The 24,766-nt window shown below is 69.5% G+C and carries 26 protein-coding genes; 14 read left to right on the top strand and 12 right to left on the bottom strand.

The window, feature by feature from the left end; genetic code table 11:
• Nucleotides 1–37: 37 nt before the first annotated feature.
• The 3 genes from A4R44_RS32835 (at nucleotide 38) to A4R44_RS32825 (ending at nucleotide 1,683) form a co-directional block, all read left to right on the top strand.
• Nucleotides 38–586, top strand: a complete 549-nt coding sequence (locus A4R44_RS32835) for a hypothetical protein (RefSeq protein ID WP_067589269.1) — start codon at nucleotides 38–40, stop codon at nucleotides 584–586.
• 161 nt (nucleotides 587–747) lie between these two features.
• Entirely contained in the window at nucleotides 748–1,089 is a 342-nt protein-coding gene (locus A4R44_RS32830) for a beta/gamma crystallin domain-containing protein (RefSeq protein ID WP_067589267.1), read from the top strand.
• 129 nt (nucleotides 1,090–1,218) lie between these two features.
• The gene (locus A4R44_RS32825) at nucleotides 1,219–1,683 is read left to right on the top strand and encodes a hypothetical protein (protein ID WP_067589265.1); all 465 of its coding nucleotides are present in this window, start codon (nucleotides 1,219–1,221) and stop codon (nucleotides 1,681–1,683) included.
• A gap of 29 nt (nucleotides 1,684–1,712) precedes the next feature.
• Here A4R44_RS32825 and A4R44_RS32820 read toward each other — a convergent pair whose 3' ends face one another.
• Both A4R44_RS32820 and A4R44_RS32815 read right to left on the bottom strand, forming a co-directional pair.
• Nucleotides 1,713–3,263: a sodium:solute symporter gene (locus A4R44_RS32820; protein ID WP_067589263.1), complete on the bottom strand. Its 1,551-nt coding sequence runs from the start codon at nucleotides 3,261–3,263 to the stop codon at nucleotides 1,713–1,715.
• A 9-nt stretch (nucleotides 3,264–3,272) separates the two neighbouring features.
• On the bottom strand, nucleotides 3,273–4,487 hold the full coding sequence (locus A4R44_RS32815) for an anhydro-N-acetylmuramic acid kinase (protein ID WP_067589261.1): 1,215 nt from the start codon (nucleotides 4,485–4,487) through the stop codon (nucleotides 3,273–3,275).
• Nucleotides 4,488–4,626: 139 nt separating this feature from the next.
• Here A4R44_RS32815 and ftsY point away from each other — a divergent pair, with 139 nt between their 5' ends.
• The 3 genes from ftsY (at nucleotide 4,627) to A4R44_RS32805 (ending at nucleotide 6,810) form a co-directional block, all read left to right on the top strand.
• Entirely contained in the window at nucleotides 4,627–5,985 is a 1,359-nt protein-coding gene (gene ftsY / locus A4R44_RS32810) for a signal recognition particle-docking protein FtsY (protein WP_067589259.1), read from the top strand.
• A gap of 139 nt (nucleotides 5,986–6,124) precedes the next feature.
• Nucleotides 6,125–6,331 (top strand): hypothetical protein, encoded by a 207-nt coding sequence (locus A4R44_RS48450; protein ID WP_157905061.1) that lies wholly within the window; start codon nucleotides 6,125–6,127, stop codon nucleotides 6,329–6,331.
• Nucleotides 6,328–6,810 carry a GNAT family N-acetyltransferase gene (locus A4R44_RS32805; protein WP_067589257.1) on the top strand — a complete coding sequence of 161 codons (483 nt, stop codon included), beginning with the start codon at nucleotides 6,328–6,330 and terminating at the stop codon, nucleotides 6,808–6,810. The genes A4R44_RS48450 and A4R44_RS32805 overlap by 4 nt, the downstream gene beginning before the upstream one ends.
• On the opposite strand, the gene A4R44_RS32800 is transcribed toward A4R44_RS32805, so the two are convergent.
• Nucleotides 6,803–7,567 carry an IclR family transcriptional regulator gene (locus A4R44_RS32800; protein WP_067589255.1) on the bottom strand — a complete coding sequence of 255 codons (765 nt, stop codon included), beginning with the start codon at nucleotides 7,565–7,567 and terminating at the stop codon, nucleotides 6,803–6,805. The two genes, A4R44_RS32805 and A4R44_RS32800, sit on opposite strands and share 8 nt — an antisense overlap.
• 108 nt (nucleotides 7,568–7,675) lie before the next feature.
• Between A4R44_RS32800 and aceB the strand changes: the two genes are divergently transcribed.
• The 4 genes from aceB to A4R44_RS32780 all read left to right on the top strand — a co-directional run bounded on the left by aceB (nucleotide 7,676) and on the right by A4R44_RS32780 (nucleotide 13,992).
• A complete protein-coding gene (gene aceB, locus A4R44_RS32795) occupies nucleotides 7,676–9,250 on the top strand; it encodes a malate synthase A (protein WP_067589253.1) in 1,575 nt (524 codons plus the stop codon).
• Nucleotides 9,250–10,446, top strand: coding sequence for an aldolase/citrate lyase family protein (locus tag A4R44_RS32790; RefSeq protein WP_067589252.1), 1,197 nt, complete (start codon nucleotides 9,250–9,252; stop codon nucleotides 10,444–10,446). The genes aceB and A4R44_RS32790 overlap by 1 nt, the downstream gene beginning before the upstream one ends.
• Before the next feature lie 264 nt (nucleotides 10,447–10,710).
• On the top strand, nucleotides 10,711–12,588 hold the full coding sequence (gene htpG / locus A4R44_RS32785) for a molecular chaperone HtpG (protein ID WP_067589250.1): 1,878 nt from the start codon (nucleotides 10,711–10,713) through the stop codon (nucleotides 12,586–12,588).
• Between the two features lie 66 nt (nucleotides 12,589–12,654).
• Nucleotides 12,655–13,992, top strand: coding sequence for an 8-oxoguanine deaminase (locus tag A4R44_RS32780; protein ID WP_067589511.1), 1,338 nt, complete (start codon nucleotides 12,655–12,657; stop codon nucleotides 13,990–13,992).
• A 234-nt stretch (nucleotides 13,993–14,226) separates the two neighbouring features.
• Here A4R44_RS32780 and A4R44_RS32775 read toward each other — a convergent pair whose 3' ends face one another.
• Nucleotides 14,227–15,621, bottom strand: coding sequence for an FtsW/RodA/SpoVE family cell cycle protein (locus tag A4R44_RS32775; protein WP_067589248.1), 1,395 nt, complete (start codon nucleotides 15,619–15,621; stop codon nucleotides 14,227–14,229).
• A gap of 158 nt (nucleotides 15,622–15,779) precedes the next feature.
• Here A4R44_RS32775 and A4R44_RS32770 point away from each other — a divergent pair, with 158 nt between their 5' ends.
• Nucleotides 15,780–16,454, top strand: a complete 675-nt coding sequence (locus tag A4R44_RS32770; protein WP_095213780.1) for a DUF998 domain-containing protein — start codon at nucleotides 15,780–15,782, stop codon at nucleotides 16,452–16,454.
• Here A4R44_RS32770 and A4R44_RS32765 read toward each other — a convergent pair whose 3' ends face one another.
• The 7 genes from A4R44_RS32765 to A4R44_RS32735 all read right to left on the bottom strand — a co-directional run bounded on the left by A4R44_RS32765 (nucleotide 16,455) and on the right by A4R44_RS32735 (nucleotide 21,195).
• Nucleotides 16,455–16,805 (bottom strand): Sec-independent protein translocase subunit TatB, encoded by a 351-nt coding sequence (locus A4R44_RS32765; protein ID WP_067589246.1) that lies wholly within the window; start codon nucleotides 16,803–16,805, stop codon nucleotides 16,455–16,457.
• 67 nt (nucleotides 16,806–16,872) lie between these two features.
• Nucleotides 16,873–17,460 (bottom strand): TetR/AcrR family transcriptional regulator, encoded by a 588-nt coding sequence (locus A4R44_RS32760; protein ID WP_067589244.1) that lies wholly within the window; start codon nucleotides 17,458–17,460, stop codon nucleotides 16,873–16,875.
• Nucleotides 17,457–18,803: a nucleobase:cation symporter-2 family protein gene (locus tag A4R44_RS32755; RefSeq protein ID WP_067589242.1), complete on the bottom strand. Its 1,347-nt coding sequence runs from the start codon at nucleotides 18,801–18,803 to the stop codon at nucleotides 17,457–17,459. Before A4R44_RS32755 ends, A4R44_RS32760 begins: the two co-directional genes overlap by 4 nt.
• Nucleotides 18,804–18,873: 70 nt before the next feature.
• Complete coding sequence (gene pucL / locus A4R44_RS32750) at nucleotides 18,874–19,764, bottom strand: factor-independent urate hydroxylase (RefSeq protein ID WP_067589240.1); 891 nt, start codon at nucleotides 19,762–19,764, stop codon at nucleotides 18,874–18,876.
• Nucleotide 19,765: 1 nt separating this feature from the next.
• Nucleotides 19,766–20,083, bottom strand: a complete 318-nt coding sequence (gene uraH, locus A4R44_RS32745; protein WP_067589239.1) for a hydroxyisourate hydrolase — start codon at nucleotides 20,081–20,083, stop codon at nucleotides 19,766–19,768.
• Between the two features lie 67 nt (nucleotides 20,084–20,150).
• Nucleotides 20,151–20,636, bottom strand: a complete 486-nt coding sequence (gene uraD, locus A4R44_RS32740; RefSeq protein WP_095213779.1) for a 2-oxo-4-hydroxy-4-carboxy-5-ureidoimidazoline decarboxylase — start codon at nucleotides 20,634–20,636, stop codon at nucleotides 20,151–20,153.
• Nucleotides 20,637–20,718: 82 nt separating this feature from the next.
• Nucleotides 20,719–21,195 (bottom strand): helix-turn-helix domain-containing protein, encoded by a 477-nt coding sequence (locus A4R44_RS32735; protein WP_067589237.1) that lies wholly within the window; start codon nucleotides 21,193–21,195, stop codon nucleotides 20,719–20,721.
• Nucleotides 21,196–21,303: 108 nt separating this feature from the next.
• Between A4R44_RS32735 and allB the strand changes: the two genes are divergently transcribed.
• Nucleotides 21,304–22,632, top strand: a complete 1,329-nt coding sequence (gene allB, locus A4R44_RS32730) for an allantoinase AllB (protein WP_067589502.1) — start codon at nucleotides 21,304–21,306, stop codon at nucleotides 22,630–22,632.
• 4 nt (nucleotides 22,633–22,636) lie between these two features.
• Complete coding sequence (alc, locus tag A4R44_RS32725; protein WP_067589235.1) at nucleotides 22,637–23,656, top strand: allantoicase; 1,020 nt, start codon at nucleotides 22,637–22,639, stop codon at nucleotides 23,654–23,656.
• Between the two features lie 129 nt (nucleotides 23,657–23,785).
• Here the strand turns inward: alc and A4R44_RS32720 are convergent, their stop codons facing one another.
• Nucleotides 23,786–24,100 (bottom strand): hypothetical protein, encoded by a 315-nt coding sequence (locus tag A4R44_RS32720; RefSeq protein ID WP_067589233.1) that lies wholly within the window; start codon nucleotides 24,098–24,100, stop codon nucleotides 23,786–23,788.
• A 323-nt stretch (nucleotides 24,101–24,423) separates the two neighbouring features.
• On the opposite strand from A4R44_RS32720, the gene A4R44_RS49455 reads away from it, so the two are divergent.
• Nucleotides 24,424–24,766, top strand: a 343-nt coding sequence (locus A4R44_RS49455; RefSeq protein ID WP_198545528.1) for a hypothetical protein, incomplete at its 3' end; no start/stop codon positions are given.

Below are 24,766 nucleotides of genomic sequence, written 5' to 3'. Positions count from 1 at the left end.
GTGTTGGAAGGCAACACATCCTGGAGGGAATTCGACAATGCGCACCATCGTGGCCCGCACGCTGATTTCCGGTTCGCTGCTCGGCGCCGCCCTCGCGGTCGCCGCGTGCGGCGGCGGCTCGCAGACCGGGCAGGCCGCGGCCGCGCCGAGTGCGCTCTCGGCCGCGCCGACCGCTTCTTCCGTGGCCGCACCGAGTTCTTCCGCCACACCTGTGCCGTCCACGCAGGCGCAGGCGCCGACGCACGCGAGCAAGCCCAAGCCGCACCCGACCCCGGCCAAGGAACAGCCCGGCGACCGCCTGCCGGGCAAAGGCGAACTCGGCAACGGCGCCGACTGCGGTCCGATCGACGGCCCCGGCGGCAAGGTCGACGTGGTGACCGAGGCGACGCCGGCCGGCACTGTGGGCTGTACCGAGGCGATCGACGTGATGTCCGGCTACCTGGCCCAGGCGCCGACCAAGGCGCAGGGCACCGGGCGTTTCCTCGACGTCGACGGCTGGAACTGCGGATACGACGGCGGAAACGGCGGCAGCAAGCAGATTTTCTGCGGCAGCAAGGGTCTTTCGTTCCACGGCAAGGCCGGCTGAGCGCGGTCCGTTTCTCTCCGACCCCGGGTACGAACGGGTAGAAGCGGGCAGCACGGCTGTCCGCTCGCGGTCTGGCGCTGGCACGGTCGATCTCGTCCGGCGGCGCGATTTCGCCGGGCGCACCTTCAAGGCAGCACTGGGAGAAAGGTTCCACAGCCATCATGCCTTCACTCGTCAAGAGACTCGCGATCGGCGGCGCCGCGGCGCTTGCGCTGGCCGTCACCGTTCCGGCCGGTCAGGCGTTCGCCATCGACCGGGTCGCCTGCAACGGGCGCACCGACTTCGTCCAGCTGCGCCTCGCGGGCGGAAACCCGTGGGACGGCAGCGATGTCGCCTGCTTCGCCAACGGTGGCGCGACGTACGTCGATCTGGGCGGCGTCGCCCGGGTCGACTCCGGCAACAACTCGGTCACCCTGTACTGGGACGGCGGCCGGACCGACCTCGGCCACTGGCAGGGCGCCGATCTGAACTTCGTGCACGTGCGGCAGGTCGTCATCCACTGACGCATTCCCGTCGCCGGCCCGGTTTCCCGCGGGAAACCGGGCCGTTTCGCGGTCACGCTGCCGTCGCGGGTGTCGCCGATTAGGGTGATCTCGGACGATCGGCGGCCGCGTCAGGGGAGGACCTTGTTCATGCGCAAGATGTTTGGCGCAGCGTCGATTCTCTCGTTGGGCGTGCTGGTCTCGGCTTGCGACGGGAGCACCGACACCGCCGCGGTCTCGTCCGCGCCGTCGGTCGCGCTCACTGTCACGTCCGCGCCGCCGAGCGTCCCGGGCAAGACGTCCAGCCCCGGCAAGTCCGCGAGCAGCGGCCCGGGCGACGGCGAAACGACCGGCCCGCCGGTCGGCTGCGGCCCGATCGACGCGCCGAACGGCAAGGTCGGCCTGATCGCCACCGAAACCCCAGCGGGCCGTCCTGGCTGCACCGAAGCGATCGACGTGATCACCCAGTACTTCCAGGACGCGCCGAAGAAGGCCGAGGGCACCGCGCACGTGCTGAACGTGAGCGGCTGGCGGTGCATGGCCGACACCGGCGCGCAGGGCAGCGGCCGGGTCGGCTGCGACAAAGGCGGCCTGGTCTTCTACACCCAGCCATGACGACGTCGTGAGTGGCGATCGACCTCCCTCTACGCCACCCCTTCCGCCGCTTCCTCAAGCTTCGCCACATTCGGGTCCGCGCCGCGCCGCCGCAGCGACAGCAGCCCGCCGACGATCAGCGTGATCAGCACCCCGGCGAAGGTGTACCAATACGTCGCCAGCGGCACGAGCGTCTTCGTCGCCGCGCCGAACTGGATGTGCACCTCGGTGGTCGCCTTGTCGAATTTCACGAACAGGATCAGGAACGCCATCCCGACCACCGAGCAGCCGAACGCGATCACCGCGTCGGACTGGCGGGCCTTGCGCACCAGCAGGCCGAGGAAGAACGACCCGAGCAGCGCGCCGTAGGTGTAGCCGACGATCCCGAGTCCCTGCTGGATCACCGGGTCCTTCGAGTTGGTGAACATCGAGGCGAACACCGCGAACACGGCCGCCCAGATGAGTGTCCACATGCGACCGTGCCGGAGCAGCTTGGCGTCCTCGACCGACTTGTGCGTGAACCGCTGGTAGAGATCGGCGATCGTGGAGGTGGACAGCGCGTTGAGCGCGGACGCGAGCGCGCCCATGGTCGAGGCGAGGATGCCGGCGATCAAGAGCCCGGCGAGGCCGACCGGCAGGTCGTTGACGATGAAGTTGGAGAACACGTCGTCGCCGGACATCTTCCCGGCCGCGACCGCGGTGGCCGTGGTGCCGGTCTTGCCGCCGGTGTAGACCCACAGCATCGCGCCGACGAGCAGGAACAGCGCGAACTGGACGAACACCACGATGGACGAGCCGATCAGCGCGCGCTGGCCGTCGCGCAGATTCCGGCAGGACAGCAGCCGTCCGACGATCAGCTGGTCCGCGCCGTGCGAAGCCATCGACAGGAACGCGCCGCCGACCACCGCGCAGAGGAACGCGTACGGGTTGGTGAGCAGGTTCGACGCGAAGTCGGTGAGCTGGAACCGGCCCTGGCTCGAAGCGATCTGCGTCCAGCCGGAGGGCAGCTTCGTGGACAGGAAGATCACCGCGCCGATCGCGCCGAGGATGTAGAGCGACCATTGGATGACGTCGACCCAGATCACCGACTTGATGCCGCCGACGAACGCGTAGATCACGGTGAGCGCGGTCAGCAGCACGACGATGTGCCAGTACTCGGTGTGGATGCCGTAGTGGCTGAGGATCGCCTTGATCGGGATCGCCCCGGCGAACAGCCGCAGCCCCTCGGCGAGCAGTCGCGTCACCACGAAGGTGACCGACGCGGTGCCCTGCAGCCCGCGGCCGAAGCGGCGGCCGAGGAATTCGTACGCGCTCACGTAATTGCCGCGGAAGTAACGCGGCAGCAGCACGAACGCGGCGATCACGCGGCCGATGATGTAGCCGAAAGCCACTTCCAGGAACAGGAAGGCGCTGCCGAACACGAGCCCGGGCGTGGAGATNGTCTCGGTGGCCACCACCGAGAGCGTGACCGCCCACCACGGCATGCTGCGTTCGCCGACGAAGTAGTCGTTCGCGGACTTCTGTCTGCGGCCGACCAGCACGCCGATGACCGGCATCGCCGCGAGGTACACGATGACGATCACCAGATCGACTGGATTCATGGGGTTCTCCTACCGTGATTGCCCGGATTCCGCGACCCGGAGCCGGGTCGCGGCGCCCCCCAGCGGGGCGGGGAGATTCAGGGGAGCCGCACCCGGCGTCAGCGCGCCGAGCAGGCGGGGACCGCTCGCGCCGGTGGCCGAGGGCAGCGTCGCCGGGACGCCGCACCAGCTCAGCCAGCCGAGCAGAGCGGTCAGATAAGCCTCTTTGCCGGAGCCGGGAAGGCCGAGGTCGTCGCTGGTGCGGAGCGCGCCGCCGGGCAGAAGCCGGGCGAGCGCGGCCATCGTGGCGGGGTTCGCGACGCCGCCGCCGGACGCGACGACGGTCGCCACGCCGTGCCGCCGGCATTCGGCGGCGACCGTCGCGGCGGTCAGTTCGGTGAGCGTGGCCAGCAGATCCTCCGGGGACAACGGCGGCAGCCCGGACAGGGCTGAGTCAAGGTATCCGCCGTGGAAGTGCTCTTTGCCAGTGGATTTCGGGGGAGCGGCAGCGAAATAGGGGTCGGCGAGCAGCCGGTCGAGCAGGTCTTCGCGGACCGAACCGGCGAGCGCGAGCCGTCCGTCGACGTCGGCGGACAGCTTGCCGTCGCTGACGTGGGCGGCGGCGAGATCGAGCAGCGCGTTGGCCGGACCGGTGTCGTAGGCGAGCACGTTGCCGGACTGCGTGACCACGGTGATGTTCGCGATACCGCCGAGGTTGAGCGCGGCCACCGGACGTCCGGTCTCCTCGGCGAGGCCGCGCAACCACATCGCGTCGAGCGTGCTGGCCAGCGGCGCGCCCTGGCCGCCCGCGGTGATGTCGCGGATGCGGAGGTCGGCGATCACCGGCACTCCGGTGCGCTCGGCGATCCACGCCGGCTGGCCGAGCTGGAGCGTGCCGAGCGCGACGCCGTTTTCGACCCAGTGGTAGACGGTCTGGCCGAGCGAGGCGATCACGTCCACCGGCCCGTACGCGGCGATCCCGAGCGCGGCCGCGTCCGCGAAGGACTGGCCGACCCGGGTGTCGAGGACGGTCAGCTGCCGCGCGCTGCTCGGCCGCGGCGGGAGGGCGTCGAGGAGGTCCGCGCGGAGGCCGGCGGGATAGGGCACGTCGAGCTCGCCGAGCGGGGTGAGGACGACGGTCCCGGCGTCCTCGCGGATTTCGGCGACCGCGACGTCGATCCCGTCCACGGACGTGCCCGACAGCAGCCCGAGGACGCGGAAACAGTGGCCGGCGGGGGTGGTCATCCGATGTGGTCTAGTCAACAGCGAGGGGTGGCGCAAGACGCTTCGTGGAGTCTTGGCCGAATCGGAACCGTTCGCGTTACTCGTTGGCCTCGCGGTGGGGTGTCCCGTGGCTTGTGCACGCGGATGACAGGATGGTGGCGTGTCGAGCACCTGGTTCTGGATCGTTGTCGTCGCCGTCGTCGTCCTGGTCGCCATGCTGGTGTCCGGGCTGCTCATCGCGCGCAAGCGGCGGATCAGCATCGCCGAACAGCGCGAGGCCGAGGCGAAGCCGAAGGGCGGCGGGTACGCCGCGAGCGGCGGGATTTCGCTGGCTCCCGGCGGGAAGACCGCGGAGGCTCCGCCCGCGCCGTCTCCTGAGCCTGAGGCTTCGCCGGAGCCGGTGGTCGAGCATCCCGTCGAGGACCGGCCGGAAGTCGACGGCCAGCCCGCGGTCGGCGACGACGCCGCGGTCCCGCGCGACTCCGACCAGCGCTCGGTGCGCGACGTCAAGCTCCCGGAGCCGGTGGCGGAAGAAGAGGCTCCCGAGGCGGTCGTGCCGGGAACGGTCGAGCCGATCGAGGAAATCGAGTCCCCGGCCGGCCGGCTTGAGCGCCTGCGCGGCCGGCTGTCGAAGTCCCGCTCGGTGTTCGGGCAGAGCCTGCTGGGCCTGCTCGGCGGCGGCGACCTGGACGAGGACTCCTGGCAGGACGTCGAAGACACGCTGCTCCTGGCGGACCTCGGCGCGGCCACGACGACCGAGATCGTGGACCGCCTGCGCGACGAACTGAACCGGCGCGCGGTGCGCACGTCGGGGGAAGCACGCGAGCTGCTGCACGAGGTGCTGACCGCGGCGCTCTCCACGGACGCCGAGCGCTCGGTCCGGGCCCTGCCGCACGAGGTGGACGGCGAGAAGCAGCCCGCGGTCGTGCTGGTCGCCGGGGTGAACGGCACCGGCAAGACCACGACGACCGGCAAACTCGCGCGAGTGCTGGTGGCGCAAGGCGGAACCGTCGTCCTCGGCGCGGCCGACACGTTCCGCGCCGCCGCCGCCGACCAGCTCCAGACGTGGGGCGAACGCGTGGGCGCGTCGGTCGTGCGGGGCAAGGAAGGCGCGGACCCGGCCGCGGTCGCGTTCGACGCGGTCAAGCAGGGCATCAGCGAAGGCGTGGACACGGTCCTGGTCGACACCGCGGGCCGCCTGCACACGAAGACCGGCCTGATGGACGAACTCGGCAAGGTGAAGCGAGTCGTGGAAAAGCAGGCGCGAGTGGACGAGGTGCTGCTCGTGCTGGACGCCACGACCGGGCAGAACGGGCTCGCGCAGGCACGGGTGTTCGCCGAGGTCATCGACGTGACCGGGATCGTCCTGACCAAGCTGGACGGCACGGCCAAGGGCGGGATCGTGTTCCAGGTCCAGAAGGAGCTGGGGGTGCCGGTGAAGCTCGTCGGGCTGGGCGAGGGGCCGGATGACCTGGCACCGTTCGAGCCGGGTGCGTTCGTCGACGCGTTGCTGGGCTGATTCCCTTGGCTGGGTGAAGAGAGGGCGAAGCGGACATCTCTCGCGGCGCTGCCTGCCACGGTGGGAAGCGGCTCGGCGGTGAGTGGCCGGTCCGCGCGGTCCTCGAAGACTCGCGCGCGGCTGGCTCCAGGAGAAACCCGTGCGCTCCCGCATTCGTCCGGTCCGGTGCTCGCCGCCTGCGCTCTCGCCGGTTGTTCCAGGGCCGATCAAGGCCGTCGAGGGGGAGTCGATGTGCCGCGTCCTCACTGCCGGTGGACAGAAAGCCGGTCTCACGGCCAAGATCGGCACGGTGAACGGCACTGAGGTGAAGTACGACGTCCAGGTCGATCAGAAACCCATGAAGTGACCCGCGTCACTCTTCGCCCGCTGACCGAGGCCGACCGGTCGACGGTGCACAAGATCCTCTCCGCCCCGGAAGTCGCCCAGTGGTGGGGCGACCCCGGCGAGGAAACCGACGGGCTCCTCGCCAAGGAGGAGGACCACGTCTACGCCATCGAGTACGAAGGCCAGACCGTCGGCGTGATCCAGGGCTGGGAAGAAACCGCCCGCCGCTACCGGCACGCGGGGATCGACCTGGCCGTGCACCCCGGCCACTACGGTCTCGGGCTCGGTTCGGAGGCGATCCGGATCCTCGCCCAGCGCCTGTTCGACCAGGGCCACCACCGGATCACCATCGACCCGGCGGCGGCCAACGTCCGCGCGATCCACGTGTACGAGAAGCTCGGCTTCCGCCGCGTCGGACTCCTTCGCGATTACGAGCAGGGGCTCGACGGCACCTGGCACGACGGCCTGCTGATGGACCTCCTCAAAGGCGAACTCAGGTAACCGGCAGCTGCTGCGAAAGCCGGTCCGCGACCTTCTGCACCACCGGCGCGATGTGGCTCACCGCGTCCGCCGTCAGACGGCCGGACGGGCCGGAAACCGACACCGCCGCGGGCACCGGCGCGCCGGGGATCGCGACGGCGATGCACCGCACCCCGAGTTCCTGCTCCGCCTCGTCCAGCGCGTAACCCAGTCCGGCGATCTTCTTCAGCTCCGCCGCCAGCGCGTCCGGGTCGGTGAAGGTGTGCTCGGTGTACGCGGGCATCCCGGTGCGTTCCAGCAGCGACGCGACCTCGTCTGCGGGCAGTTCCGCCAGCATCGCCTTGCCCACGCCGGTGCCGTGCGGCAGCAAGCGCCGGCCGACCTCGGTGAACATCCGCATCGAGTGCTTCGAGGGCACCTGTGCGACATAGACCACCTCGTCGCGTTCCAGCACCGCCAGGTTCGCCGTCTCGCCGACCTCCTCGACCAGTTCCACCAGCAGCGGCCGCGCCCACGCGCCGAACTGCATGCTGGCGTTCTCGCCGAGCCGGATCAGCCGGGCGCCCAGCGCGTAGTGCCGGTTGGTGTTCTGCCGGACGTAGCCCAGCGACACCAGCGTGCGGATCAGCCGGTGGATCGTCGGCATCGGCAGCCCGGACAGGGTCGCCAGCTCCGACAGGCTGGCCTCGCCGCCGGTGTCCGCCAGGTGCTCCAGCAGCTCGAACGCGCGCTGCAGGGACTGGACGCCGCCGTCTCGTCCGCTCTTCTCAGCCGCCACCCGTGGTCCTCCTCACAGACCCGATTGATGTTCCGCTATGCAGAAACTATAGTCCGTCAGGTAAAAACCGTAGGGACGTTATCCAAAGCACTACTCGGGGTGTTGCGCATGTCTGAGGTCCAGGTTCTCGGCGGGTCCGTCGAGCGTGGGGACGAGATTCTGACGCCGGAAGCCCTCGCTTTCGTAGCGGGCTTGCACGACGAGTACGCCGCGCGGCGCGACGAACTCCTCGTCGCGCGGGGCAAGCGGCGCGAGGAGGCCCGGACCACCGGCCGCCTCGATTTCCTGGCGGAGACCAAGGAGATCCGCGAGGGCGACTGGCAGGTCGCCGGCGCGCCGGCCGCGCTGCGCGACCGCCGCGTCGAGATCACCGGTCCGACCGACCGCAAGATGACCATCAACGCCCTCAACTCCGGCGCCAAGGTGTGGCTCGCCGACTTCGAGGACGCCAACACGCCGCATTGGGCGAACGTCGTGGGCGGCCAGGTCAACCTGTCCGACGCGATCCGCGGCACCATCACGCTCGACCAGAACGGCAAGCACTACGAGCTGAAGCCCGACGTCGAGCACGCGACGATCGTGGTCCGCCCGCGCGGCTGGCACCTCGACGAGCGGAACCTGACCTTCGGCGGGCGCAAGGGCGTCGGCGCGCTGGTCGATTTCGGCCTGTACTTCTTCCACAACGCCCAGGAGCTGCTCAACCGCGGCAAGGGCCCGTACTTCTACCTGCCGAAGATGGAAAGCCACCTCGAAGCGCGGCTGTGGAACGACGTGTTCACGCACGCGGAGAAGGCACTCGGCATCCCGCACGGCACCGTCCGCGCGACCGTGCTGATCGAGACCATCCCGGCCGCGTTCGAGATGGAAGAGATCCTCTACGAACTGCGCGAGCACGCCTCCGGCCTGAACGCGGGCCGCTGGGACTACCTGTTCAGCGTCATCAAGTACTTCCGCGACGCGGGCGAGAAGTTCGTGCTGCCGGATCGCAACTCGGTCACCATGACCGCGCCGTTCATGCGCGCCTACACCGAACTGCTCGTGCGCACCTGCCACAAGCGCGGCGCGTTCGCGATCGGCGGCATGGCCGCGTTCATCCCGAGCAAGGACCCGGAAGTCAACAAGGGCGCCTTCGACAAGGTGCACGCCGACAAGTCGCGGGAGGCCGGGGACGGCTTCGACGGTTCGTGGGTCGCGCACCCGGGCATGGTCGCACTCTGCGCGGAAGAGTTCGACAAGGTCCTCGGCGACCAGCCGAACCAGCTCGGGCGCACCCGCGACGAGGTGAGCGTGACCGCCGACCAGCTGCTGGACGTCGCCTCGACGCCGGGCAGCGCCACCGCGGCCGGCCTGCGCGCGGCGGTCGACGTCGGCATCCGCTACCTGGCCTCGTGGCTGGGCGGCAACGGCGCGGCGGCGATCCACAACCTGATGGAAGACGCCGCCACGGCCGAGATTTCCCGCTCGCAGGTGTGGCAGTGGGTCAAGAACGGCACGCAGCTGGACAACGGCGAGACGGTCACCGCGGAGCTGGTGCGCGGGGTCGTCGCCGACGTCCGCGGCGAGCTGGCGGCGGAGGTTTCCGACGATCTGCTGAAGCCCGCGGTCGAGCTGTTCGAGCAGGTCGCGCTGGCTGACGAGTTCCCGGACTTCCTGACCCTCCCGGCGTACGAGCACATCCAGTAATGGCAGGCGGACGGCTCGCCGAGGACGTCTACAGCGCCGCCGACGCGCGGTTGGCCGAGGCCGACGCGCGCGTGGCGGCGCGGTATCCCGGCGAGTCTCCGGGCCGTCGTCCGGTGCACACGGTGTACGTGCCGGCGTCGCAGTACCGCACGCGCCTGGTCGCCGACTGGGGCAAACAGGCGATGCGGGTCTTCGTCGAGCACGGCGACCTGCTGAACCTCGACCCGGCGGTGGCCGAGCGAGTCCGCGAGAAGCTCCTCACCGAGCCGATCGAGGACCTCCGCATCGACTTCGAGGACGGTTACGGCCATCCCGGCGACGAAGCGGAGGACGCGGCCGCCGAGGCCGCCGGGCGCACCCTCGCGACCACCGGCGGCACTCCGTTCGCCGGAATCCGGTTCAAGAGCTTCGAAGCCGCGACGCGACGGCGGGGCATCCGGACGCTCGACCTGTTCCTCTCCGGCTTGCTTTCCGAGGGATCGCTGCCGGACGGATTCGTGGTGACGCTGCCGAAGGTCACCGCGGTCGAGCAGGTCGAAGTCGCCGCGGAAGTGTTGGGGCGGCTGGAAACCGCGTACGGGCTGGCGGACCGCTCGTTGCGGTTCGAGGTGCAGATCGAGACCGCGCAGTCGATCCTCTCGACCGACGGCACGGTCTCGGTCGCGCAGATCATCCAGGCCTCCGGCGGCCGGTGTTCCGGACTGCACTACGGGACCTACGACTACAGCGCGGGTCTCGGCATCAGCGCGGCGTACCAGAGCATGGCGCACCCCGCCGCCGACTTCGCGAAGCAACTGATGCAGGTCGCGGCTGCCGGAACGGGCGTGCGGCTGTCCGACGGTTCGACCAACCGGCTTCCGGTGGGCGACGACCTGCCGGGCGCGTGGGCCGAGCACCTGCGCCTCGTGCGGCGGTCGCTGGAGAACGGCTTCTACCAGGGCTGGGACCTGCATCCGCACCAGCTGCCGACCCGGTACGCGGCGACGTACGCCTTCTACCGCGAGGGCGCCCCGGCGGCGGCCAAGCGGTTGCAGGACTACGCGTCGAAGACCTCCGGGGGAGTGCTCGACGAGCCTGCTACGGCGGAGGCGCTGGCGCGGTATTTGCTCGGCGGGTTTCAGTGCGGGGCGTTGGCGGAAGCGGAGCTGCCGTTCGAGGCGGCGCGGCTGGACGCGTATGCGAGGCGGCAAGCGTGAACTCGTGAGCCCACGACCTCCTCCACGAACTACGAGGCCAGCGAGACAAACGACGCCGACCGGGGACCGCCCGCGGCGAAATACCGGCCTCAGCTCGATACCTGCCATCGAACACGGCAACGGGATCAGTCCCGCCCAACCGGGCCCTCCCGGGCGGGCGCCGCTGGCGGCAACCGGACTTCGCGGTCTCCGCACGTTCTGTCGTCCCCCGTGGGTAGACTGCGTGCCGGTCTTTTCGAGGGCGGGAAAGGAAACACGAAAGCCATGGCTGAGGAAACCGGGACGGTCGAAACGCTGGAGTTCCAGTCCGAGGCGCGCCAGCTGCTGCAGCTGATGATCCACTCGATCTACTCGAACAAGGACATCTTCCTGCGCGAGCTGGTCTCCAACGCCTCCGACGCGCTGGACAAGCTGCGGCTGGAGACGTACCGCGACAAGGATCTGCAGGCCGAGACCGACAACCTGCACATCGAGATTCTTCTCGACGCCGAGGCGCGCACTCTCACCGTGCGCGACAACGGCATCGGGATGAGCCGCGACGACGTCGTCAACCTGATCGGCACCATCGCGAAATCCGGCACCGCCGACTTCCTGCGCAAGCTCAAGGAGTCGAAGGAATCCGCGGGCCAGGACCTGATCGGGCAGTTCGGCGTCGGCTTCTACGCAAGCTTCATGGTCGCCGACAAGGTCACCCTGGTGACCCGGCGCGCGGGGACCGGCGAGGGCGTCCGCTGGGAATCCGCCGGCGAGGGCACCTACACGATCGAGTCCCTCTCCGACGCTCCGCAGGGCACGTCGGTGACGCTGCACCTCAAGCCCGCCGACGACGAGGACCACCTCTACGACTACACGTCGCCGTGGAAGGTGCGCGAGATCGTCAAGCGCTACTCCGACTTCATCACTTGGCCGGTGCAGATGGCCAAGGAGGGCGAAGAGGGCGGCCTTGAGACGGTCAACTCGATGAAGGCGCTGTGGGCGCGTGCGAAGGACGAGGTCTCCGACGAGGAGTACCACGAGTTCTACAAGCACATCAGCCACGACTGGACCGACCCGCTTGAGACGGTCCGGATGCAGGCCGAGGGCACCTTCGAGTACCAGGCGCTGCTGTTCCTGCCCTCGCGCGCGCCGATGGACCTGTTCATGCGGGACGCGAAGCGCGGCGTGCAGCTGTACGTCAAGCGCGTGTTCATCATGGACGACTGCGAAGCGCTGATGCCGAACTACCTGCGCTTCGTGAAGGGGGTCGTCGACGCCCAAGACCTGTCGCTGAACGTGTCGCGGGAGATCCTGCAGCAGGACCGGCAGATCCGCGCGATCCGGCGGCGGCTGGAGAAGAAGATCCTCTCCACGGTCAAGACGATGATGACCGAGGACGCCGAGAAGTACGCGACGTTCTGGTCCGAGTTCGGCCGCGCGGTCAAGGAGGGCCTGATCGACGACCCGGAGAACCGGGAGCAGATCCTGGAGATCTCGTCGTTCGACTCGACGCACCACGCGGACAAGCCCACCTCGCTGCGCGACTACGTGTCGCGGATGAAGGAGGGCCAGGAGCACATCTACTACCTGACCGGCGATTCGCGCACCGTCATCGAGAACTCGCCGCACCTGGAAGCGTTCCGCGCCAAGGGGTACGAGGTGCTGATCCTCACCGACCCGGTGGACGAGATGTGGACGGAGCCGGCGAGCGGCTTCGACGGCAAGACGTTCCAGTCGGTCGCGAAGGGCGAGGTCGACCTCGGCGACGAGACGTCTGAGGAGAAGAAGGCCGAGTACGAGGACCTGCTGAAGTGGATGTCGGCGACGCTGTCCGACACCGTCAAGGAGGTCCGCCTGTCGTCTCGGCTGACGACGTCGCCGTCCTGCATCGTCGGCGACGCGGGCGATCTGACGCCGACGCTGGAAAAGATGTACCGCGCGATGGGGCAGGAGCTGCCGCCGGTGAAGCGCGTGCTGGAGCTGAACCCGGAGCACGCGCTGGTGACCGGTCTGCGCAAGGCGTTCGCCGAGCACCCGGACGACACCTCGCTGGCCGAGACGGCGGAGCTGCTGCACGGGATGGCTTTGCTCGCCGAGGGCGGCGAGCTGAAGGATCCGAGCCGGTTCCTGAATCTGGTGGCGGAGCGGGCGGCCAAGGCGTTGTGAGGGTTCTCGTGAGTGGCGATCCCGGTCAGAACCGGGATCGCCGCTCACGAGCTTGAGGAGGTTCGGATGAGGACAGTCGTCGAACACGCCGCGATCGCCACAGTCAGCGGCCCTGAGCACCGCAGCGGCCACGTCGTCCTCGAAGACGACCGCATCGCGGCTGTCGGCGACGGCACCTACCCGGGGACGGCGGACGAACGCGTCGACGCCACCGGCTGCCTCGTCACGCCGGGCCTCGTGAACACGCACCACCACCTCTACCAATGGGCCACCCGCGGCCTCGCCGCCGACCACACGCTGTTCGAGTGGCTGGTCGCGCTGTACCCGGTGTGGGCCAAGCTGGACGCGGAGATCACGCACGCCGCGGGCACCGCCGGAATGGCGCGGCTCGCCCTGAGCGGCTGCACCACGGTCGCCGACCACCACTACGTCTTCCCGTCCGGCGGCGGCGACCAGGTGGCCGCGCTCGTCGCCGCGCGGGAGCGGATCGGCTTGCGGCTGCACCTGGTCCGCGGCTCGATGGACCGCGGCGAATCGGACGGCGGGCTGCCGCCGGACAGCCTGGTCGAGACCGCCGAGGAGGCCCTCCTCGGCACCGAAGCCGCGATCGACCGCTACCACGATGCCTCGCCGGGTGCGCACCTGCAGATCGCCGCTGGCCCCTGCTCGCCGTTCACCGTCACCGAACGGCTGATGGCCGACTCGGCCGAACTGGCCCGGCGCAAGGGCATCCGGCTCCACACGCATCTGGCCGAAACCCAGGACGAGGAAAAGCAATGCCTCGCCGAAACCGGTCTCACGCCCGCGGAGTACGCGGACAAACTGGGCTGGCTGGCGTCGGATGTCTGGTTGGCGCACACCGTCCACCTCGCGCCGGACGCGATCCGCCGCTTCGGCGCGACGGCGACGGGTTCCGCCCATTGCCCGACGTCGAATGGCCGCCTGGGCAGTGGAATCGCGCCGGTGCGGGATTTGCTCGACGCCGGTGCTCCGGTCGGATTGGGCGTCGACGGCGCGGCTTCGAGCGAATCCGGCGGCTTGGCCGACGAACTGCATCAGGCGTTGCTGCAGGCCCGGCAACGCGGCGGCCCGACCGGATTGACCACGCGGGAAGCGTTGTGGCTGGGGACAATGGGCGGCGCGCGGTGTCTCGGCCGGGAGCGCGAGACGGGCTCGGTGGAGGTGGGGAAGCTCGCGGATCTGGCGGTGTGGGATCTCAACGGGCTGAACTACGCGGGCATCGAGGACCCGGTCGCGGCGCTGGTCCTGGCCGCGCCGCCGCCGCTGCGGAGGCTGTTCGTGGGGGGAAAGACGGTCGTCGACGGCGGGCGGTTGAAGTCCGCGGACGAGACGGTGATCGCGGGCGAGCTGGCGAAGGCGAGCGCCCGGCTGCGCGAAGACTGAGGCCGTGGGCTGATCTCGCCAACAGCCCGCAGCTTCAGGCACGGTTCACCGCGCGGTTGGCACGTGGCGGATCCGCACCCCGGCCGCTTCGGGACGGCCGCCGCTGTTATTCAGGCACCGGCTGGTCTGGGATCCGCCCCGGTGAGCCGCGGCGGTGCTCGTCTCGACGGCAGGGCAGTGCTCTCGTGGCCCGCGATCGAGCGGATGCCGCGCACTCGGGTGGCCCCCGCTGGCTCACTGCGGCCGCTTGACCAGCACCGTTCCCGCCTCCGCCAGCGGTGCCCGCGCCGCCTGCACCGGGTCGGTCGCGTTCGGCTGGCGTGCCGCGTCCGAGATCCGCAGCAGCAACGCCACCAGGATGTAGTTCGCGAGCAGCGACGAACCGCCCTTCGACAGGAACGGCGCGGTGATCCCGGTCTCCGGAATCAGCTTCGTCACCCCGCCCACGACCACGAAAATCTGCATCACCACGGTGAACGCCAGCCCGCCGCCGAGGAGTTTGCCGAAGCTGTCCCGGACGGCGAGCGCGTGCCGCATTCCGCGCAGCGCGATCAGCAGGTACAGCATCAGCACCGCGGCCAGTCCGAGGAAACCCAGTTCCTCGCCGATGCTGGCGGTGATGAAGTCGGTGTTCGACTCGGGCACGATGTCCGGCCTGCCCGCGCCGAGTCCGGTTCCGCCCATGCCGCCGGTGCCGAGGCCGAACAGACCCTGCGCGATCTGGTACCCGCCGCCGGCCTGGTCGTAGGTCGAGAGGGGGTCGATCCAGTTCGCGACCCGTTGCCGCACGTGGTTGAACAGGAAGTACGCCAGCACGCAGCCGCCGGCGAACACCGTCAGCCCGGCGTACACCCAGATCGCCCGCTCGGTCGCGAGGTAGATCATCACCAGCACGATCCCGAAGAACAGCAGCGAGGCGCCGAGTTCCTTCTCGAACGCCAGCACCGCCACGCAGCCGAGTGCGGCGAGCACGATCGGCCCCAGATCGCGCGCCCGCGGCAGTTCGACGCCGAGCACCTTGCGTCCGGCCACGCGGAACAGTTCCCGTTTCGCCACCAGCGTCGTCGCGGCGAACACGATGAGCAGCAGCTTCGCGAACTCGCCCGGCTGGATCGACATCGGGCCGAGCTTGATCCACACCTTCGCGCCGTTGGCCTCCGACAGCGACGACGGCAGCAGCGCGGGCAGGATCACCGCGACGATTCCGGCCAGCCCGGCGAGGTAGCCGTAGCGGGTCAGCACCCGGTGATCCCGTACGAAACCGAGCACTGCCAGGAACAACGCCAGCGCCACCACCGTCCACAGCACCTGCTGCCCGGCGACGGCCGAATACTGCTTTCCGTGCTGCACCGCCTGTTCGGCGAGTCCGAGGTCGATCCGGTGGATCACTACCAGGCCCAGCCCGTTCAGCAGTACGGTGCAGGGCAGGATCAGCGGGTCCGCGTGCGGGGCCCAGCGCCGGACGGCGAGGTGCGCCGCCGCGACCACCGCGGTGAACGAGGCGCCGTAGCCGACGATGGAGAAGCTGAGCTGTGCCAGGGCGTTCGCGTCCACAAGCAGGAACGCGCACCAGACGATCGCCACCGCGAACAGAAGCAGCCGCAATTCCATACGGCGCGCGGCAGGCATGGATTTCCCGTCGGTAGAAATCAGTGAACGGCCGCGAGGGTAGTCACGATTTCTGGCAGGACGCTGAGAATGCGCGGCAATTCGGTCGGACTGTCCGAAAGCGACGGGAGCGCGGCCGGGATATGCTTTCGGGAGAGCGGACGAGCGGAGAACCAGTAGTGGCGACAGAACTGACTCCGGTGCTGGTGCCTGCCCCGTCGGCGAGAGGAACGAAATGCGCGCTCGGCGCGGCGGTGGCCGCGGTGCTGGCCGCGGCCGCGTTCCTGGTGGTGCTGCACGTCGACCGCTACTGGGGCCCGATCGACCCGGTCAGCGCGATGCTCAGCGACTACGCCTGGACTCCCGGCTGGTGGATGTGGGCGGCGGCGATGCTGCTGACGTCGGCCGGTTCGGTCGTGGTGGCCGTGGTCCTGCGCCGCCGGGGGCTTCTGCGCGGAACGCTGACGGTCGTCGCGATGACCGCCTGGTGCGCCGGGCTCGCGGCGGTCGCGTTGTTCACGAAGGACCCGCAGGGAAATGCGGTGACGTGGGTCGGCAAAGTGCATCTCGGGGCGACCGGGATCAGTTGTGTGAGTTTGCCGTTGGCCGGATGGCTGCTCGGCCGGACGCACCGGAATGCGCCGGGGTGGCGGGGGTATGCGCGCTGGTCGCGTATTACGGGACTGGCGGCCGTGCCGTTCTTTCTGCCGTTTCTCATTCCGTTCGCGGCCAATGTCGCATTCGGGCAGCATCTGCCGACCGTCGCGACCGGGCTCGTGGAACGGCTGATGGCGGTGCTGGAACTCGTCGAACTGCTCGTGCTCGCCGGATGGGCGTGGCGCGCGGCGGAATGATCAGGTGGCGTCGGGATCGACCGGCGGCCGCTCGTTCGCGCGCAACGGAACCGGCGGCGGCGTCGAGGCCGGGCGGGGGGCCGGGGGCGTGCCGTCGAGCAGGTATCTCGTCACGGCCGCCCGGGGGCTGCCCATCCGCAGGGACTGCAGTTCCTGCAACGGTTTCCGCAGCTCCTGGTACTCCGGGCCGATCTCGGCTTCGAGCTGGGCTTTGGCGCCCGCGGCGAACCCGCGTGCCCGTTTCAGGGCTTGCGCGACCCAGTGCGCCGCCTCGGGCAGCCGTTCCGGGCCGAGGATGAACAACCCGGCGAGCAGTAAAATCACGATGTGGTCGATGCTGAGACCGAACACCGGCCACCTCCCGCGGACCCGGACGTTGGTTCCAGCTTAGCTGTCCTCGGGACGTCGCTTCCCGTCGTCACCCAGTTCCGCCAGCAGCCGTCGCGCCACGTCGACCACNGTCGACCACCGCCGCGCCCGCGACCGCCATCGGTTCGGTCGTCCGCATGGAGCGGCACAGCACGAACGCGCCTTCCAGGCTGGTCACCAGGGCGAGCGTGAGCGTGCGGGCGTGCTCCTCGGGAAGGCCGAAGGCGGAAAATCCCTTGGTGCCCGCTTTGGTCCACGCCTCGAACACGTCCGCGGTGGCCCTGCGCAGAGGTTCGTTGGTGGTCGCCGCTTCGAGCGCGACGGTCGCGATCGGGCAGCCCTCGACGTAGTCCGTGTCGAGCAGCGTGGTGACCGCGCCCGCGAAGAACGTTTCGATGCCGGTGATCAGGTCCGGCGAAGGGGCGATGAAGACTTCGAACAGCTGCGCGTACTGCATCCCCGAGGTGCGTACCACTTCTTCGCCCAGCTGCTCCTTGCCGCCGGGGAAGAAGTGGTACACCGACCCGAAGGGCGCGCCGGCTTTCTCGACAATCTGCTTCATGCCGGTACCCGCGTACCCGCCGTGGCGGAACAACTCCGCCCCGGCGGCGAGGATGCGGTCCTTGGTGCCAGTCACGCCACCGAGGATAACTCCTTGACAGTAGAGCGTTCTATCAAGCGCGGCCGGAGCACCAGGTTGAGCACCACCGCGGTCACGCAGCCCGCGCTGATCCCGGAGTTGAGCACGACCTGCAGCGCAGCCGGGAACCCGGAGTAGAAGTCCGGCATGGCGATCGGGATGAGCCCGACGCCGAGCGACGCGGCGACGATCGCGACGTTGACCGGATGCTCGAACGACGCCTTCGCGAGCGTCCGGATGCCGCTCACCGCGACGCTGCCGAACAGGACCAGCCCGGCTCCGCCGAGCACCGGCTGCGGCACCAGCGCGATGATCCCGCCGGTCACCGGGAACACGCCCAGCAGCACGAGCACCAGGCCGCTGGCCGCGACCACGTACCGGCTCACCATGCGGGTGAGCGACACGAGGCCGATGTTCTGCGCGAACGCCGTGCAGGCGAACCCGCCGAAGATCGTGCCGACGGCGGTGGAGAGCCCGTCCGCGCGCAGGCCGTCGGCCAGGACGCGACTGGTGGTCGGCCGGTCCACGATCTCGCCGAGCGCCAGCAGGTCAGCGGTGCTTTCCGCCATGATCACCAGCATCACGATGAGCATCGAGACGATCGCGGCGATGTCGAACGACGGGGTGCCGAAGTGGAACGGCGTCACGATGCCGAACACCGGGGCCTGCTTCAGCGTCGATGTGTCGACTTGGCCCATCGGCCATGCCGCGGCGGTGCCGGCGACCAGGCCGAGCAGCAGCGCGATCCGGCTCCAGAACCCGGTCAGGAACCGGGTGAAGACGAGCACCGCGACCAGTGTGATCCCGGCCAGCACGAGCCCGCTGGGCTTGGCCGATTTGTGCTGCGCGGCGATCCACTGCACGGCGACCGGCAGCAGCGAGATCCCGATGAGCGTGATGACCGTCCCCGTCACCACCGGCGGGAAAAACCGCGTCAGCTTGGAGAAAAACGGTGCGGCGAACACTACGAACACGCCGCCGGCGAGCGTGGCGCCGTAGACGACGCCCAACGCGTTGCCGTCGCGATGCTGCGCCGCGATGGACAGGATCGGTGCGACGGCGGCGAAAGTGACGCCGTTGACCAGCGGCAGTCTCGCGCCGAAGCGCCAGAAGCCGAGGGTCTGCAACAGGGTGGCCAGTCCCGCGGTGAACAGCGCCGCGCTGATCAGCAGCGCGAGCTGGCCGGGGGAGAGGCCGACGGCCGCGCCGATGACGAGCGGTGGCGCCACCACTCCGGCGTACATGGCCGCGACGTGCTGGATTCCTCCGAGGATCAACTGCGGCAGCGGAGGCGCCGCGTCCACGGGGTGCCGAGAAGGTCGTTCCTGTGTTCCTGACATGCGCTCTCCCGGGGGTGTCGTGAGTGGCGGTCACGGTGAGAACCGTGATTGCCGCTCACGAGGGACGGGGCTAGAGCACGGCGTCGGTCCAGGCCGGGCCGGGCTCTTCGGCTTCGTCGCGGACCACCGTGCCTTCGATGAGGCCGTACGGCCGGTCGGCGGCGTAGAACACCTCGCCTGAGTTCTCGAGGCCGAAGGGGCTTAGATCGACAAGGAAATGGTGCTTGTTGGGCAGGGAGAACCGGATCTCGGCTACTTCCGGCCGTGCCCGCAGCACGGCTTCGCCCATCGCGTACAGGGTCTGCTGCAGCGAAAGACTGTGCTTGGTGGCGAACGTCTCCAGGAGCGTCCGCCGGATCTCCCGATGGCTTTTGGCCCAGTCGATCCCGGTGAATCCCTCGTAGCGCCAGCGCGCGGTCACGGCGGTGGCGAGAATGCGGTCGTCGGTTTCGGCGAGCGTGGTGTACTCGTCCTTCGGGTAGCCGTGGAATTCGGACCCGGTGGACTTGAGCACGACCAGACCGTCCACTCCGGACACCACCCAGGCGCGGCCGGCGTGCACGGTGACGGTCGTGGTGCGGCGTTCGCCGCCGGAGCTGCTGAACGAGTGGTCGTGCGGCGCGCCGTCCACCGTGATGCGGTCCCATTCCTGCTCTTCGACGGAGATCCGCGCGCCGGTGATCTTCTCCTGGGTGCCGACGAAGTGCTGGCCGAGCCGCAGAGCGAAGTCCTCGATCTCGCCGACGTCCTGCTGCTTGGCGAACGCGTACACCGTGTTCTTCTGCGTGTCGGTGGCCAGCACGGCGGAGTTGTCGCCGGTGAGGTGCGTGGCCGACAGGTCGCCGCGCAGGGCCGAGGACACTGTGAGGTCGCGCAGATGGTGGACGCCGCTGGTGCGCCGGACGGTGACGAGGCGGACCTCGGCCTTGCCGTACTGGTTGGGGCCCAACGAGATTCCCATGTCAGCTCCCGCGATAGGTGGAATAGGCGAACGGGCTCAGCAGCACCGGCACGTGGTGGTGCGACGTGCCGTCGACGATCCGGAAAGCGATCGTGACGCCGGGGAAGAACGCCTCCGGGCCGAGGTAGCTCCCGGTGTCGAAGACCAGCCGGTACACCCCGGGGTCGAGCGTGTCCGGGCCGAGGTCGCGGATGCGGCCGTCGTCATCGGTCGCGCCCTCGGCGATCAGCGAGCCGTCCTGGCGCTCGAAGCGCACGGCGATCCCGGCGGCGGGCTTGCCGGTGGCGGTGTCGAGGACGTGGGTGGTCACGAGGCTCATGCCCTCGCCTCCTTGCCGAGTTTCCCGCTGCCTGCCCGGGAGTCCGTGATTCGCTGGCGAGCGGCGCTCATGCTGTTACCGCTTTCGCCAGGCGCAGTTGCGCGATCTTGGCCAGCTCCGCGCCGGCGACGTCGAGTTCGGTGTCCGGGTCGTTGCCGAGCCGGGAGCGCAGGTTGGCGAGCAGTTCCTCGCCGCTGCGTCCGCTCGCGCACACCAGGAACACGTGGCCGAAGCGGGCTTCGTATTCGGCGTTGGCGGCGGCGAATTCGTCCGCGTTGTCCACGCCGGACTGCTCCGAACGGGACCAGTCGGCGTCGCTGCCCTTGCCGCTCGGGCGTTCGCCGATCCTCGGGTGTGCGGCGATCGCGTCGCGGATCTCGTTGCGGTGCAAGGGAGTCGCGCTGTCCGCGCGCGTGCTCAGCGCGGCGAAATCGGCGTACGGGCGGCCTTCGAGCACCGTGTCGACCCAGCGCCGCACGGCCAGGCAGGCAGTGAGCATCGGCCGGAGTTCGGCGGCGGATGCGGAGTTGAACTCGGCGAGTGCGAGCGGCAACGGAATCTCCTGAAGGGGAGGTGGTGTTCCGCTGACCGTACGGCCGGGTCGAGCATGCGTCAACACTTTGTTGAATGACTGCTCAGTCGGCTTCCCGGTTGAGGTAGTTGTAGACCGTGAACCGCGTGACGCCCAGTTCCTCGGCGACCGCCGAAACCGATTTCCGCAGGTTGAAGGCCCCTCGCTCGCGCAGCAGGCGGACCGCGCGCTGCTTTTCCGGCCGGTCGAGTTCGCGGAGTTTCGAGCCGAGTTCGCGTTCCACGTCGGAGATCAATCGCGAAAGCGCGCTGTTGAGTTCGACCGCCGGAACGGTGTCGGAATCGTCGGTCCGGCGCAGTTGCAGCGTCACCCGGGTGGCCCCGCCTTCGAGGGCGGCCCGGGCGATCGAGGGCAGCGCGGCGAACAGTTCGTCGGCAGTCCCGCGGGCGAGGGTGCCGAGTGGGCCGAAGTCGGTGTCGAGCCCGGCCGCGTCGGCGGCGTCGCGGGCGCGGACGGCGTGCTCCGGCGGTGCGCCCTCGCCGCGGAACGGCTCGCTGGTGAACTCGGCTTCCAACTCCACCCGGTGACCGTAACGTGGGAGAGACGGCGTTGACGAGCCGGGAAGGACGTGTCTAATCTCGGTGAGCGAAAGACTCTTTCCGTAACGTGGAACTGGAGGATGCCGTCGATGGACCTCGTGGTGCGGGCCGCACGCGCGGTGACCCCCGCCGGTCTCGGGCCGGCGACGATCGGCGTGCGGGACGGCCGGATTGTCGCCGTGGAACCCGGCGTTGTCGAGATGGCGGGCGCGCGGGTCGTCGAGCTGGCTGACGACGAGGTGCTGCTGCCCGGTCTCGTGGACACCCACGTGCACGTCAACGACCCCGGCCGCGCCGAGTGGGAGGGCTTCGGGACCGCGACGCGCGCGGCTGCCGCCGGCGGCGTCACGACGATCGTGGACATGCCGCTCAACAGCCTGCCGCCGACGGTCGACGTGGCCGCGCTTGAGGTCAAGCGCAAGGCAGCGAGCGGTCGCGTGCACGTGGACGTCGGGTTCTGGGGCGGTGCGATTCCCGGCAACGAAGGCGATTTGCGCGGGCTGCACGACGAAGGCGTCTTCGGCTTCAAGTGCTTCCTGCTGCACTCCGGCGTCGACGAGTTTCCGCCTCTGGACGCGTCCGGTCTGGAATCCGCCCTGCGTGAGCTGAAGTCGTTCGACGCGCAGATGATCGTGCACGCGGAGGATTCCGACGCGATCGAGGCCGCTCCCGACCCGCACGGCGAGAAGTACCACGACTTCCTCGGCTCCCGCCCGCGCGGCGCGGAAAACCTGGCCATCACGCAGGTGATCGAAGCGGCTCGGCGCACTGGTGCTCGCGCGCACATTCTGCATCTGTCCTCTTCGGACGCTTTGCCGCTGATCGCCAGTGCCCGCCGCGAGGGGGTCGAGCTGTCGGTGGAAACCTGTCCGCACTACCTGTCGTTCGTCGCGGAGGAAATCCGGGACGGCGCAACGCAATTCAAGTGCTGCCCGCCGATCCGCGAGGCGGCGAACCGGGAACTGCTGTGGCAGGGTTTGGCGGACGGCGTGATCGACACGATCGTCAGCGACCATTCGCCGTGCACGCCGGAGCTGAAGCGCTTCGATACCGGCGATTTCGGCCTTGCGTGGGGCGGCATTTCCAGTCTGCAGCTGGGCCTGCCCGCGATCTGGACGCAGGCCCGCCAGCGCGGCTTCGGCCTGACCGACGTGGTGCGGTGGATGGCCGAACGTCCGGCCGCGCAGGTCGGGATGACGCGCAAGGGCAAACTGGAAGTGGGCGGGGACGCCGATTTCTGCGTCTTCGCGCCGGACGAAGCCTTCGTGGTGGATGTCGCGAAGCTCAAACACCGCAACCCGGTGAGCGCGTACGACCAGCGTCCGCTGGCCGGCGTCGTGCGCGGCACGTGGCTGCGCGGCGAGCCGGTGACCGGCGGCGAAGCGAGGGGGACTCTGCTGACCCGGGGCAATTGCTGAAGAGATGGAGGAGCACGTGTCCGACCGTCCGGAGTGGACTACCCAGCCCGATCTGGCCTCGCGCCTGTTCGGGGGCACCGTGATGTGGGCGAGCGACGAACTGTTCGCCGAAAAGGAAAACCTGGTCAACCCGTGGCGGCCGGCGCACCGCGCCGAAACGTTCGGCCCGAAGGGCCAGGTGTACGACGGCTGGGAGACCCGGCGGCACCGCGAACCCGGCGACGACCACGCCCTCCTCCGCCTCGGCCTCGGCGGCGTGGTGTCCGGCGTGGTGGTGGACACGGCGTTCTTCAAGGGCAACTACCCGCCGTTCGTGTCCGTGGCGGCGACGTCGGCGCCCGGCTACCCGAGCGCGGCCGAACTGCAGGACGCCGACTGGGACCTCCTGGTCGACCACGAACCGGCGGCCGGCGACTCGGAGAACTACTACAAGGTGACGTCCCCGCGTCGCTACACCCACGTGCGCCTCACCCAGCACCCCGACGGCGGCGTCGCCCGGCTGAGGGTGCACGGTTCGCCGGTGCCCGACCCTTCGCTGCTCGACCCGCGCTCGCTGGACTTGGCGGCGCTGGAGAACGGCGCGGTCGTCACCGGGTGCAGCGACATGTTCTATTCGTCGCCGAACAACATGCTGTCGCCGGGCCTCGCCGCGCACCAGGCGGAGGGCTGGGAAACCGCCCGCCGCCGCGACGACGGCAACGACTGGGCGACGGTGTCCCTGGCAGGCGCGGGTTTGATCCGGTTCGTGGAGCTGGACACCGGCAACCTCAAGGGAAACGCGCCCGGCTGGGCCGCGGTGAGCGGCCGCCTCGACGAGGGCGAGTGGGTGGAACTGTTGCCGCGCACCAGGTTGCAGCCCGACACCCGGCACCGCTTCGCCCTGGCGGACGACGGCCCCGAGATCACGGAGGTCCGCCTGGACATCTACCCCGACGGCGGCCTCGCCCGGCTGCGGCTGTTCGGCGAGCTGAGCAAGCGCGGCCGGGAAGCCATGACGGCGCGGTTCGCGGAGACGTCGGACTGAGTCTTCACGGCCCCTGGCCCGGGACTTCCCTTGCCCGCCCGGCTCGGTTCGCGCCCGGGACCGTCCGTGCGGGCCACCCTGAGGGAATCTGATTCCCTCAGGGTGGCCCGCACGGCTTTTCCGGTCCGGTCACTCCGCGGCGGCCGGGTCCGGATGCTCCTGGCGCCACTGCTCGTCGGAGGTGTTCCAGGCTTCCTCGGCCTGCATCTGGATGTCGGTGATCGACTTGTCGAAGTTGACCGCGTCCTTGCCGGCCCAGCCGACGAAGTTCTTGCTGCTCTTGGCGTCGGACATGGTCTTGAGGAAGGTGAACACCTTCGGGTACTGCTTGAAGAACTCTTCCGGTCCCTTGACGATTTCCGACCAGACGTTCTTCCCGCCGGTGTACTGCTTGATGCCGGGGATGTCGCAGACGTTCTTCAGCCAGCTTTCGTGCTTCTTCATCCAGCTGAACTCGTACGGCTTGAACGGGGACTGCGGGCCGGACCCGCCGCCTCCGCTGTTCCCGCCGCCCCCGTTTTCCTGGTTGGCGCCGCCCGGGTTGTCCTCGTGCTGATTGCCGCCCGGGGTGTCCTCGTGGTTGGTGTTGTTGCCACCCGGGGTGTCTTCGTGGTTCGTGTTGCCGCCGGGGGTGTCGTCGTGATGGTTGTTCCCGCCCGGCGGGTCGTCGTGGTTCGTGTTGCCGCCGGGGGTGTCGTCGTGATGGTTGTTGCCGCCCGGGGAGTCGTCGTGTCCGGTGTTGCCGCCCGNCCGCCCGGCGAGTTCTCGTGGTGGTCGCCCCCTCCGCCCGGGGCGTCCTCGTGGTGCGTGTTGCCGCCCGGGGTGTCGTGCGGGCGGTCGGGCGGCGGGTTGAAGTGCTGGTCCGCGGCCAGCCAGGTGTCGAACGGGTCGTCCTCGTGCGGCTGGTTGTTCGGCCGCTCCTCGTGCGGATTGTTGTTGCCGCCCGGCGGATCCTCGTGCTGGTTGTTGCCGCCCGGGGTGTTGTCGTGGCCGGTGTCGCCACCCGGGGTGTCTTCGTGGTTCGTGTTGCCGCCCGGCGGATCCTCATGGTGGTTGTTGCCGCCGGGAGCGTCCTCGTGACCTGTGTTGCCGCCCGGCGGATCCTCGTGG

Origin of the sequence: Amycolatopsis sp. M39 (assembly GCF_001651785.1) — a bacterium.
Classification (GTDB): domain Bacteria; phylum Actinomycetota; class Actinomycetes; order Mycobacteriales; family Pseudonocardiaceae; genus Amycolatopsis; species Amycolatopsis rubida.
Note: the sequence above shows the minus strand (reverse complement) of the source record. Positions and strands in the feature narration are given on the sequence as shown.